Annotated in this window: 15 protein-coding genes and 1 tRNA gene; 7 read left to right on the plus strand and 9 right to left on the minus strand. The window is 30.7% G+C overall.

The features are described 5' to 3' along the window. The first annotated feature begins 33 nt into the window (after positions 1-33). The 6 genes from EG346_RS02290 (at position 34) to EG346_RS24700 (ending at position 5,713) form a co-directional block, all read left to right on the plus strand. A complete protein-coding gene (locus tag EG346_RS02290; protein WP_123876879.1) occupies positions 34-2,247 on the plus strand; it encodes a peptidase domain-containing ABC transporter in 2,214 nt (737 codons plus the stop codon). Beyond that, positions 2,247-3,527: an HlyD family secretion protein gene (locus tag EG346_RS02295; RefSeq protein WP_123876880.1), complete on the plus strand. Its 1,281-nt coding sequence runs from the start codon at positions 2,247-2,249 to the stop codon at positions 3,525-3,527. Before EG346_RS02290 ends, EG346_RS02295 begins: the two co-directional genes overlap by 1 nt. A gap of 2 nt (positions 3,528-3,529) precedes the next feature. Beyond that, positions 3,530-4,690: a hypothetical protein gene (locus tag EG346_RS02300; RefSeq protein ID WP_123876881.1), complete on the plus strand. Its 1,161-nt coding sequence runs from the start codon at positions 3,530-3,532 to the stop codon at positions 4,688-4,690. A gap of 301 nt (positions 4,691-4,991) precedes the next feature. Beyond that, the gene (locus EG346_RS24695; protein ID WP_164466304.1) at positions 4,992-5,168 is read left to right on the plus strand and encodes a hypothetical protein; all 177 of its coding nucleotides are present in this window, start codon (positions 4,992-4,994) and stop codon (positions 5,166-5,168) included. 219 nt (positions 5,169-5,387) lie between these two features. Beyond that, a complete protein-coding gene (locus EG346_RS25285) occupies positions 5,388-5,513 on the plus strand; it encodes a hypothetical protein (RefSeq protein WP_262511630.1) in 126 nt (41 codons plus the stop codon). 47 nt (positions 5,514-5,560) lie between these two features. Continuing rightward, complete coding sequence (locus EG346_RS24700; RefSeq protein WP_164466306.1) at positions 5,561-5,713, plus strand: hypothetical protein; 153 nt, start codon at positions 5,561-5,563, stop codon at positions 5,711-5,713. 164 nt (positions 5,714-5,877) lie between these two features. Here the strand turns inward: EG346_RS24700 and EG346_RS02305 are convergent, their stop codons facing one another. The 9 genes from EG346_RS02305 to mce form a co-directional block, all read right to left on the minus strand. Beyond that, positions 5,878-6,717 carry a DUF8464 domain-containing protein gene (locus tag EG346_RS02305; RefSeq protein WP_123876882.1) on the minus strand — a complete coding sequence of 280 codons (840 nt, stop codon included), beginning with the start codon at positions 6,715-6,717 and terminating at the stop codon, positions 5,878-5,880. Between the two features lie 441 nt (positions 6,718-7,158). Further along, positions 7,159-8,256 (minus strand): hypothetical protein, encoded by a 1,098-nt coding sequence (locus EG346_RS02310; RefSeq protein WP_123876883.1) that lies wholly within the window; start codon positions 8,254-8,256, stop codon positions 7,159-7,161. 50 nt (positions 8,257-8,306) lie between these two features. Beyond that, positions 8,307-8,513 carry a hypothetical protein gene (locus EG346_RS02315; protein ID WP_123876884.1) on the minus strand — a complete coding sequence of 69 codons (207 nt, stop codon included), beginning with the start codon at positions 8,511-8,513 and terminating at the stop codon, positions 8,307-8,309. 46 nt (positions 8,514-8,559) lie between these two features. Next, positions 8,560-9,288: a helix-turn-helix domain-containing protein gene (locus EG346_RS02320; RefSeq protein ID WP_123876885.1), complete on the minus strand. Its 729-nt coding sequence runs from the start codon at positions 9,286-9,288 to the stop codon at positions 8,560-8,562. 1 nt (position 9,289) lies between these two features. Beyond that, positions 9,290-9,541 (minus strand): DUF3853 family protein, encoded by a 252-nt coding sequence (locus EG346_RS02325; protein WP_123876886.1) that lies wholly within the window; start codon positions 9,539-9,541, stop codon positions 9,290-9,292. A 140-nt stretch (positions 9,542-9,681) separates the two neighbouring features. After that, positions 9,682-10,014 (minus strand): helix-turn-helix domain-containing protein, encoded by a 333-nt coding sequence (locus EG346_RS02330; RefSeq protein WP_123876887.1) that lies wholly within the window; start codon positions 10,012-10,014, stop codon positions 9,682-9,684. Positions 10,015-10,221: 207 nt separating this feature from the next. After that, entirely contained in the window at positions 10,222-11,103 is an 882-nt protein-coding gene (locus tag EG346_RS02335) for a hypothetical protein (protein WP_123876888.1), read from the minus strand. A 139-nt stretch (positions 11,104-11,242) separates the two neighbouring features. Further along, a tRNA-Ile gene (locus EG346_RS02340) sits at positions 11,243-11,316 on the minus strand. Between the two features lie 62 nt (positions 11,317-11,378). Further along, on the minus strand, positions 11,379-11,777 hold the full coding sequence (mce, locus tag EG346_RS02345) for a methylmalonyl-CoA epimerase (protein WP_123876889.1): 399 nt from the start codon (positions 11,775-11,777) through the stop codon (positions 11,379-11,381). Between the two features lie 94 nt (positions 11,778-11,871). Here mce and rbfA point away from each other — a divergent pair, with 94 nt between their 5' ends. Further along, positions 11,872-12,231, plus strand: a complete 360-nt coding sequence (gene rbfA, locus EG346_RS02350) for a 30S ribosome-binding factor RbfA (protein WP_073331915.1) — start codon at positions 11,872-11,874, stop codon at positions 12,229-12,231. Positions 12,232-12,235 lie beyond the last annotated feature (4 nt).

The raw sequence follows: 12,235 nt of genomic DNA on the forward strand, positions 1-12,235 counted from the left end.
TTTGTATATTTGTGGCAAAATTAAAAAACTCAAATGCAATTTAGAGAAAAAAAATTTCCTTTTTTCAAACAATATGATAGAACAGATTGTGGACCTACTTGTTTAAAAATGTTGGCGAAATTTTATGGGAAAATATATTCATCTGAATATTTAAGGGAATTATGCAATATTACGCAAGATGGGATTTCTGTTATGGGAATGACAGAAGCCGCAGAAAAAATAGGTTTTCAATCGGTAGTTGCAAGTATTAATTTTGAAACTTTAAAAAATCAAGCCCCCCTACCTTGTATTGTACATTGGAGACAAAGGCATTTTGTTATTGTTTACAAAATAGAGAAGAATAAAATTTATGTTGCTGATCCGGAATATGGCCTAATTACTTATACTGAACAGAAATTTAATGAGGCTTGGCAAAACACTAAGTATCTTAATGATACAAACGAGGGGTTAGTTATTATCTTTGAACCTTCGTCTGAGTTCCATAATATAGAGGAAGAACATAAAAAAGATATTGGATTCTCTTCTTTACTTCCATATGTAAAGCCTTACAAAAAATATACTTTCCAAATTATAGTTGGTCTTACTATTGTGAGTATTATTCAGCTAATACTTCCTTTCTTAACTCAATCTGTTGTAGATAAAGGTATTAACTATAGAGAATTGAGCTTTGTAAGTTTAGTTTTAATCGCACAGCTTACACTGTTTTTTTCACAAGCATTTATCAATTTTATTCAAAGTTGGCTTCTGTTATATATTGGTTCCAGAATAAATTTAAAGATAGCAACGGAATTTTTAATCAAGCTAATGAAACTTCCTATAAAATATTTCGATGCAAAACGGCCAGGAGATATTTTACAAAGATTACAAGACTCAGATAGGCTAGAGAGATTTTTAACAACATCACCATTAACCCTTTTCTCTTTTTTTAATATGCTCATTTTCATGGGTATTCTTTTATATTATAATAAAACTATTTTTGCAATTTTCTTTGTTGGAGCTACCCTTTATTTCCTTTGGATCTTATTTTTTATTAAAAAAAGGGCAGAGTTAGATCATAGAAGATTTGATGAATCTTCTGGTAATTCAAGTAGTTTGTTACAGATAATAAATGGTATCAGAGAAATCAAAATTAATGGTTCTGAAAAAAGAAGAAGATGGGGTTGGGAAGAAATGCAAATAAGATTGTTGAAAAACTCAATACAATCTCTTAAATTATCCCAAGTTCAATTTATTGGAGCAGGCTCAATAAATGAAATTAAGAATATACTAATATCTTTTACTGCTGCATATGCCGTAATAAAGGGAGATATGACATTGGGAATGATGCTGGCTATCCAATATATTATTGGACAATTAAATAATCCTCTTCTTTCAATTATTCAGTTTTTTAGAGATGCACAAGATGCTAAAATGAGTCTCGCTAGAATCAACGAAGTAAAAGATATTGAAGATGAATATGAGAAACAAGAATTCAGCCATGATATTCCTAAGAATCATAATATTGAACTCGAAAATCTCTCTTTTCAATATGGTGGAAAAGGATCTCAGGTAATTCTAGATGATATCAATTTGACAATTCCTCAAGGAAAAATAACTGCAATTGTTGGTGAAAGTGGAAGTGGTAAAACAACTCTTTTAAAATTACTATTAAAACTATATACACCAACAGAAGGGAAAATTAAGTTAGGAGGATTAGACCTTTCAATTATAGATACGAAGAAATGGAGGAATCTATGCGGTGTCGTAATGCAAGATGGATATATATTTTCCGATACGATTTCTAGAAACATTACTGAGTCTGGTTCAGAGGCACCTTTAAATAAAGAAAAACTTGCAAATGCTGTTAGAATCGCAAATATTGAAGAAATGATTGAAAATTTGCCGACTGGATACAACACTGTAATTGGATCTGCTGGATCTACTGGTATGTCATTAAGCGGAGGTCAAGTGCAAAGAACATTAATAGCAAGAGCAGTTTATAAAGATCCTGAGTTCTTATTTTTTGATGAAGCAACGAGTGCATTAGATGCAAATAATGAGAAAACAATACTGGATAATTTAAATGATTTTTTTAATGGCAAAACAGTAGTAGTTATTGCTCACAGGCTAAGTACGGTTAAAAATGCTGATAATATTGTTGTTTTAAGTAGGGGTAAGGTTGTAGAACAAGGAAATCACGAATATTTAGTTAGTATTAAAGGTGCATATTTTGAGTTAGTTAAAAACCAACTAGAACTTTCAAATTGATGAAAAAGAAGATAGATTTATTAGAGGAGCATAGTGATTACTCCAGAGAAATTCTTGAAAAAACACCTTCTTGGATTGTTACTTGGGGTAACTCAATATTTTTTATTTTTATTGCCGTTTTATTTTTTATCTCTTGGATGATAAAATATCCTGATATAATTTCTACCCAAGTAGAAGTTACATCTCAGCATCCACCTGTTTATTTAGTTTCCAGAACGAATGGAAAAGTTAATGAGCTTAATGTTTTAGATGGTGGCGAAGTTAAAAAAGACAGTTGGCTTGCAATAATTGAGAATCCTGCTAAAACAGCAGATATTAGAAAAATTGATTCTCTCCTAAATCATTATTCAGATATAAAGACAATTCCCACTCCGCTAAACTTAAAGCTTGGAGAGGTACAATCTTATTATAATGAATTTATAAAGGCTTTGAATCAATTTAAATATTTCAATACTTTCAACCCCCAACTTGTAGGGATTAGCTCAAATCAAGATAGGATCAATAAAGTAAATAATGTTCAAGGTGAGTTTAATAATCAAAAAGAGATAGCTCGTAAAGAGTATGAGGTAAAGAAAAAAGAGTATAGTAGAAATAGGGACTTATTTGAGCAAGGTGTAATTTCTAAAAATGAGTTTGAAAAAAGTCAAATAGAATTGCTTCAAACTGAAAATAAGTATAAAAGCTACAACTCTAATATTTCAAATTTAGAAAGTGATAAAAGTATCATCAAGAAAGAAAATGTTGATTTAAGTCTACAAAAAGAGAATCAAAAAATAGAACTATCTACAAATCTTGAAAATTCCGCACAAGAGCTGAAAGCACAAATTTTAACATGGAAAAATAAATATCTCATAGAAGCGCCCACAGATGGGAAAATCAATTTTTTTGATATTTGGCAAAAAGACCAATATGTTAAAAATGAACAGACCTTATTTTCTATTATTCCAAATAATAATGATACGGGGAAATATTTTGCTAGGGCTAAAATGCCTATGGAAAGAGCAGGTAAAGTTAAAGTAGGGCAAAAGGTGAACATCAAATTATTAAACTATCCGTTTGAAGAATATGGTGTATTGGAAGGAAAAGTGAAAAAAGTAACCAATGTAACGAATGAAAATGTTTACTATGTTATTATAGAACTTAATAAAGGGCTTATTACTAGTTACAATAAAAAAATTACACCTAATAATCTTATGGGGCAAGCTGAAATAATCACAGACGATATAAGATTATTACAGAGGTTTATATACACGTTAGTACGAAACTTTAAAGAAAGATAATTATGGATTTTTATAAAAATTTTGACAATTGCCAGGGAAATGTTATTGATTCTCTGAAAATGCTTCTTTATCAAAGACATGAAAATATTTTTGAAAGAATTGATTTTGAAGATGACAGAATATATCTTGAGCCTTTGCTTTTTGCTTATGTTATGCAAGAAAACAACAGTTACCTAGATTCAATTATTTTTGGATATGAGAAAAATCCAAAATCAAAGATTCAAGTCTTTTCTAATCATACAGGGACAATATATATTCCACAAATTGGTTATCTTCATACACAAGAAGCCAATAAAGAACTGTTTTTAGAGGGGAAAAATAATATGTTTTTTATTATTGATCATGAAGGAAAAGAAGTTTCTCACAGCTTTGAACCAATACATTTTTTGGATGAAAATATTGAAATAGTTAAGTGCCAACACCCACTTTTGAAAAAAATATTTTTTGACGCTCAGGATGAAATAGTCGATGTAGAAATCGAAAAAACATATACAAAACATATTGATCATGCTAATAAGGCAATCCAGCTAATAAAGGAATATTTTCCTACCTATTTTGATTTAATAAAAAAGACAATTAAAAAGATAATGATTTTTGATGGAGAGCCAAATTCTTTTGCAAATATTCTTGCTCATAATATGATCTTTCTTAATGCTCATAATGAAAATGATGAGGTGTTTTTTTTAGACCATATACTGCATGAAAGCGCACATGTTGTATTTAATACTCTAACATACAACTCTAAATTTAATTTATTTAATTATCCATTTGATACAAAGTTTTCTGAAATAACAGGAGATGTAAATGAACATGGAGATTTGTACTCTAGATTTCATGGTCTATTTACTTTTATAATTATTAATGCTTGTTTAGAAATAGTTATAAATGAAAAGGCTCTACAAGGAAAACAAAATGAAGAAGTAATTGGAAGGTTTTCTCTTAATATGAAAAGATTTGAAACTGGTATAAATATGTTCACTATACCTAATTTATTTACTGAGGAAGGACAAGATTGGTATGAATTATTTGTAAATACTTTTAATCAAATATATGAAAGGAAAAATTCTTTAATTAATTCTATTGATGTATCTAATCAACCTTATGTATTTACGTTTGAATCATTTAAAGAGGTTAACAAGGGATTTAATATGCAGAGCATATAAAAACGTTTAAATAATTGTTTTGCTATTAAAAAATTATAATATTTTTATAACTCAAAATAACACACGAAAATCGATGAAATTAAATTTAATCAATTCAAGAGAAACAGCAACTTCTGCTTACGTTAAAGAGATAGGAAATTACAGAGTTCTAACTGTTAGTTCTTTTTGTTCTGAATCAATCTCAACTCGCAATAATTGTTAATTTATTTCAACAAAATTTAATACAAGGAAAAATCTATATAACATATATAGCTTTATACTTTTATATAATAATAATTTTTAACAACAAATTTTCAAAACAATGGAAAAAAGATTAACTCTTGATCAATTCAAGAAAAGCGTAGGAACTCAAGATTTAGAATTACAAAAATTATCAGTAAGAGGATTAGGTAATTGTCATCCTCAGAATCCTAGTACTGGTGCTCAAGGTACACTTGAGGGTGCAATGAATGAGATCTGGGACAGAATCAGAAGATAAGGAGATTATAATGAATATAGATATTTTATGTCTTATTCTATCTTAACATCTTAAAAGAATTAGAGAGCAAATCTGCTCTCTATTTTTTTATTAAACTTACCGTAGGCTACCGGTAAGCGTAAGCAGGTTCTAATGACCCGCCGTGGATATTTTGGAGAAACTGCCATCGGTAATCCACTCTATCTGATGAATGTGGTGGATACGTAGCAGGTGGACAAAATGGATAAAGCAAGAGGAAATAGCTTTGACAGGCTGTATCTGTGGAATGCGGTGACCGATAAATATTCCCTGATTACGGATGTACAGCAGCAGATGGTAATTTCACCGGAGGTAGGAATCTGCTGATTCGGAGGGAAAACAACTGGCAGCTGTACAATGCTATAAACTTAACAATGGAGGATGTAAATGTTTCCGCTGCCATGATTCCTTACTTTATCACTGAAAAAGATGTTGTATGGGTAGGAGAAAACAGAATATCTGCATATTACCTGGTTAATAGGAAAATGAAAGAAGTTTATACTGCAAATGATGATTCCGAAAATTGAGCTGATTGATTTTGAGAGGACAGGTACGGAATTATGATACAGAAGAGACTTCAGGACAACAGATATCAAAAAGAGTTTACTACTGAAAATTACTGATCCGAAGAACAGTTATATGACCAATTTGTCACATACGAACTTATAATCAAGTGTTCATTTTAGATTGATTAGCTACTACAAAACCACTCGTTTAAATCTTTGAAATTTTCATACAATAAAGAACAATCTTCTATATTTTCATACTCTTTTTTGATTATTTCTTTGGTATTTTTACCATTCGAATCATTGTCCAGAAAAAGTGAAATTTTATCGTACTCCTTTAGCCTTCCTTTAGCTTTGAAGAGCATTGACGTGGAATTTAAAATCAAACAGTCGGAATTTGAATCTTCTTTTTGTAGCTTTCTGAATGTCAGATAATCGAAAAAGCCTTCAAAAATAGAAACTTCATTATTCCTATTGTTTTTATTCTTAATAAGAGTAATATCTTTCCTTCCAAGACATATTTTCGAATATTTATTTCTCACTTCAAAACCTCCAGAATCATTTTTAAAGCCAATTCCAAAAAAGGTTTTCCTTTTTAATCGATAATGAACCTCTTTTACCAAATGATTCTGCCCCGTAACCTTTCTGTCATGAAGGTATTCAACTAAAGCAGGATGTTCTATATCGCTAATTTTGGTAATTTCATAAGAAATTGCCAGCGATGTTTTTTCAGGTTTTAATTTAAGTATGCACTCTGAAAAATCCAGAGTTTTCAGATATTGTAAAGCCTCAGGAACGGCGCATTTTTTCACCTGCTGAACAATAGAGATCACATCGTAAATCTTTCCAGTTCCGAAATCAAATGCCTTATTTTTTGCAAAATCTACAGATAAACTCGGAACCTTCTCCTCTCTGTCCAACGCAAAATAAAATGCTGTTTTACTATTTTCTTTAACAGGAAAAAAGTTAAATGATTCTAAAACACTTTTAATCGAAACTCTATTTTTTATTTTTTCGCAATTCATTTTTTTTCTTTTTTAAAGCAATTTTTTTATCCACAATTTCCTTTTTAATAAAAAAAAACTTTTTAATTACTTTTTAATATACTTTTAATGATTCGTTGTATCACCCTATGGCAGGTCATTTAACGGTAGTTTGGAATGAGCGCTTTTCCGACTTAAAGATGAGCGTCTTTCCGAAATTGAAATGAGCGCTTTTCCGAAAACTAACCCGTTTTGAAATGAGCGCTTTTCCGAATTGAATTATTTTTTTTCAACCATTTGTCGCTGTTATCCACAATTATTGATGTTTATCCACTTTTTGAAATTATTTTTATTAAGGAATGAGTGCTTTTCCGAAAACTCATTTGTGGAAATTTTAATTTTAACATTTATTTAACTTCAATGAGTGCTTTTCCGAATTAGAGATGAGTGCTTTTCCGAAATGGAATGAGCGCTTTTCCGAATTTAGATTATAACCGGATAACCATTGGGCAATAATTTTCCCATTTTCGTATTTCTGTAAAATTCAATTATTACTTCCTGAATTTCATTCAGAAAAGCACTTCCCTGGAATTCTGTAGATTTTACTCTGTTCGATCTGTTTTTCCGGATAAATTCTTTGTAAGACATTTCGATCAGTTCTCTCGTTTGGACAATATTTCTGTAATGAAAAGAGAACCGAAGCATCTCCTGTTCTGGTATTCGATATTTCTTTTTAAAATACCCTAAGCGATAGGTAATTTCCAAATGTTCTTTTGTATTCAGAGATAAAGTGGAATCCTGGATCGCTTTAGTGAAGTAGGGAAGAATAAAAATGTTATCGGCTTCGTATTTATAATTGAAAGACAAACTGTTGTATTGATTTAAACTTATTCTTGCAGACTTCAAAAATTTGAAACAAAAATCATTGGCGGTTTTATAATTTAAACCGAATTTCTTATTCAGGGTTGAGAGCTTTAATGCAGCTCCGTTTTCGGGAAGTTTTGAAAGCCAGATGGCAAAAATAATGTGTTTGTTATTCTTGATATTATATATCAAATTGTACAACATATAATTGTATTTAGGAATTACCATCAGCTTTTTCAACCAATAACTGCTGATTAAAAACGTAGTATAACCTCTCTGTTCATAACTTGGTATTGAAATCAGTCCACCAAAAGTTTTAATTTCTTTGCCTTTAGAATTTACAGATTTATACCAGCTCATTTTGAATTTAGTTAAAAACTCATAGGCATCCACAACTTGTTTTGTCGAACCGCTTGGAGAAATTTTACTGTTCCTTATTTTCATTGAAGCAAAAATATTGTTATCGGTCTCAAATTCTTCATCAAACAAAGAGAGCTGCTTCGGTCGGTCTTCCGGACGAAACTGCTCATTACTGATAATGGAAACAATATTGAAGATTACCCGCAATGCATTGATGGGGATATCCGCAGCTTCGTGATCTTCAAATATGAAATCATCCACAAAATGGTTCCCTAATCTAATTCTGTCAGGAGTTTTCCCGTCTTTATTTTCAAATTCCTTACGGATGAGTCTTAGCTCCTTCTCTGGAAAAGCCATAATCGTTATTCAAGTTTGTTTAGGATTATTTTCGTACAGATTTGAACACTTTACATCAATTCAATTTTTTCGCTTTTAAGCGTTTTTGTACCTTCAGCAAGATTGTAATATTTGTAAATATTAATCCCATCGGCTTTGAAAACTCTTTTTTCTACTTTACCAAAATTTGAGATTCTTACTTTCTGAATGCCTTTATATTCAGCAAGCATCTCATTGATACTTACTTTTTGTCCGGTTTTTAAATCTGATAGTTTCATAATTCTGACTTTGTATTGAATTTAATTGAAGGTTTTTATCTATATTTTAGTATTTGTCTGTTGAAGATTTTGGACGCTTTATGTTTGGTATTGATTGCAACGAAATGCTTTTATCTTTGATATTATTTTTCATAAAAGGCAACGTGCTTTTCAATGAAGACTTCCAATTGGTGATCTGACGGTCTGAGCTATTCTTCCAATTATTATTTGCCCAAGTTTCATATTTCTCCTTAATGCTGAAATCCATTTTAACTTCATAAGAATCCAACGTTTGCGCATAGTTAATAAACTCTTCCATCGTAGGTATGTCTTCATTATTACGTTTCTCTTTTGCAGATTGAAATGGTATTGACTTTACTTCAATTTCTTGATCAGTATTTTTAGTGAGGTTTTGAATCGAATCAACTACTCTTGGATGAGTTGCAATTTCTTCTGCTTTTTGAGCAAATTGCTCTTTATTAACTACTTCTTTCTTTACTTTTTTGGATACGGAAATTAAAGGATAGTCCAATATTAACCTGTAATAACAAGCGAACCCGTTTTTTGTTTGATAGTGGATCAACCCTAAACTCCTGAGTTTCTCTTTTGTAGATATTATTGTTGGTCTGGTCAATCCCAAATCTTCACTGATAACAATATCTGAAATATTGAAATCATAACGTTCGTTGTCATAACTCGTTTTAAGGAGGTACAAGTACATTGCGATTGCAGTGGGGCGAAGATGTATCCCTTGGTTAAAACCCCAAAATCGATGTATGAGTTCAAGATAATACATCCTATTTTTTCGCAAAAAGATCTAAAGCTTTTTCCTTATCGATGATGATGATATTTCCGTTTTGGATAATGGCTTCATCCAATATTCCCAAAGATTTTATCTCTGATGCTTTCGAAATGGAACATCCAAGGATCTTTGCAAGACCTTTCAACCCGTATTCATATTTTTTTTCGGAATTAAGATTTTTTGACACTTCTAAAAATTCTTCTACTGTTAACTTCCAAATCGGGGTTTTAGGGTCTATACTTTTCATTTTCTGATTTTTTAAATGTTTTAAGTTTTTTAAATCAATGCTGATAATATTTCAGTTTTGAATAATAGCTTTTGTTACAATGCTTTTATTTTTAAATTTTACTTGCTTATTTTTTGACAACCTAATATTCTTTCCCATCATTATTTTTTCCATTTATCAATTATTTCTTTTTCAAAATCGATACAATTTGCTTCATCACAATCATCAGATAGAACATAATTTTCTAAATCTTCTTTTTTGAAATAGATTTTTTTTTGTCCTTTTTTCTTATATGCTTTTATTTTGTTATGAAACTTTAATTGATATAAATAGTCCGGATCAAGGTTTAAAAAAAGCGCAGCCTCTTCTTTGGAATATATATTTTTAACACCCAAAGAAAGAATCATCAAGGCTTTAGATGTAAATTCTGTTTGTGCCTTTACTAGAGAAATTAGTTGCTCCTCTAATGAATTACTTTTTTTAATCGAATCCATAACATTTTATTTTTGATAAATGTATCACAATACAAGTGTGAACCCTTCAATGCAATTTTGTAAAACAAGCCCGAATAAAACAAAATAAGAATAGGCCTACATTTGTTAGGAGCTTATTATATTGCAAAAAAAGAATCATTGCAATTTTTATTGCAATGATTCTTTGTCTATATCAGGAAACTAATTGTTTTACTACAAAATTAAATATCAGATCTTATCTCTATATCTGGACAAAATATCTGCTGTCATCTCAAATTTATCATTATTAAGCTCCAAATAATCCTTGTCTTGAGTTTCAAAAGTGCTATACTTATTAATAAATTCAAGAATTACAGATAGTTCCGCAATCCATTTTTTATCTTGATAATCAATTAATTCAAAATTATCTTTAAAAAACAGAAATATGATCTTCTTATTCACTTTCCCCGAATGTAAGCGAGTAAAAATGATCGGGTTTTTCGGTTCTTTACCATTTCTCAGTAATCCGACATCGTTTGCTGACTTCGGTGATATTTTATAATGTTTTATTATATCACTAGTAGACATATTCTCATTTACCTTTGGTCTAAAGGGAATTTCAATTAACATTGATTGTTCAAGTACTTTTTCAATTTTATTTTCTGAAGCAATTATAGTTTGATTGATCTTTTGAATCATTTCGAAAATCCTTTCAATTATATTACTTTTATTCTCTTGAATTTCACTTGGAGGATAGTAGACATAATTTTTATCACAAAAATTCTTTATTGTCTGGATAAGATTGTGAGGCATTTTATTCTCAATAATCATCATTAAACCAACCTGTATAATTATATTAAGAAAAAGATTTACAATTAAACTAAGCCAGCTATCATTTTTAATTACCGAAACACCATACGTTAAAGCAATAAATAAAGACAATGAAGAATAAAATACTATGATAATTGCACGATTGCTGTTCAATCCTTCATACCATACCAATTCTTCCTTGTAAGTGTAATAAATCATCACCGGTGTAAGAGCGAAATAAACTCTTCCAAGATTGTAAAGTGAAATACCAATAGTAAATATAGCCCAAAGGCAAAAAATTAAATAAGCAATTGTGTCCATAAATTATGCTTTTGTATTTTTAAAAATACAAAAAAAACATAATAATTATAAGGTAAAATAAAGAATCTTTGCTCGTCAAATGTTCGTCAAACAAATAAAAAAGCTTTTACAAATTAATGTAAAAGCTTGATTACGAGAGTGGTCCCACCTGGGCTCGAACCAGGGACCACCTGATTATGAGTCAGGTGCTCTAACCAACTGAGCTATAGGACCTCAAAACTTGGTTAAATTTTGTGATTGCAAAAATAGTAAAATTTCTTTCACTACAAAACTTTTTATTGCTTTTCTTGACAAAGTTCTACCAGTACCCCATTGGTGGATTTCGGGTGCAGGAAGACAACTAATTTGTTATCAGCACCTTCTTTCGGTTCTTCGGAGATAAACTGAAATCCTTCTTTTTTTAATCTTTCAATCTCTTCAAGGATATTTTCTACGCCAAATGCCAGATGATGGATGCCTTCGCCCTTTTTATCGATAAACTTTGAGATCGGGCTGTCAGGATTACTTGCTTCTAAAAGCTCTATTTTACTTTCTCCAGTCTCATAAAAAGAAGTCACTACCCCTTCCCTTTCCACACGTTCTTTTTTATAGGATTCTTTTCCTAATAATCTGGCAAAAAGGTCATCAGACACTCCCAAAGATTTCACCGCGATACCAATATGTTCTAGCTTCATAAATACTAATAAATATAATTAAATCGTAAATTTGATACCCGAGCTGAATTTCAAAGGTATCAATTCAAACAAAAGTACTAAATTTGCATAACTTATGGAAAGTAACAGACAAAGAAAAGTAGCACAGATTATCCAGGAAGACTTCGCAGAGCTTTTCCGCAAACAGGCTTCAGAAAGCAAGCAGAGTATATTGGTATCCGTTTCAGACGTAAAAGTATCGGCAGACCTTGGGGTTGCCAAGATTTATCTGAGCATTTTCCCTCAGGAATTCCGTACTGCGGTCATGAAGGAAATCGAAGAAAATAAAGCACAATACAGAAATTTTATTGGTCAGAAAATGGGAAAACAGGTACGTATTATTCCTCAACTTAATTTTTACCTGGACACCGCTCTTGATGATGTTGAAAAATTAGAGAAAGAACTAAGAGGAGAAGGCGACAACCCGGTTTTATAAGATC

The sequence above is a fragment of the Chryseobacterium carnipullorum genome, assembly GCF_003815695.1.
Classification (GTDB): domain Bacteria; phylum Bacteroidota; class Bacteroidia; order Flavobacteriales; family Weeksellaceae; genus Chryseobacterium; species Chryseobacterium carnipullorum.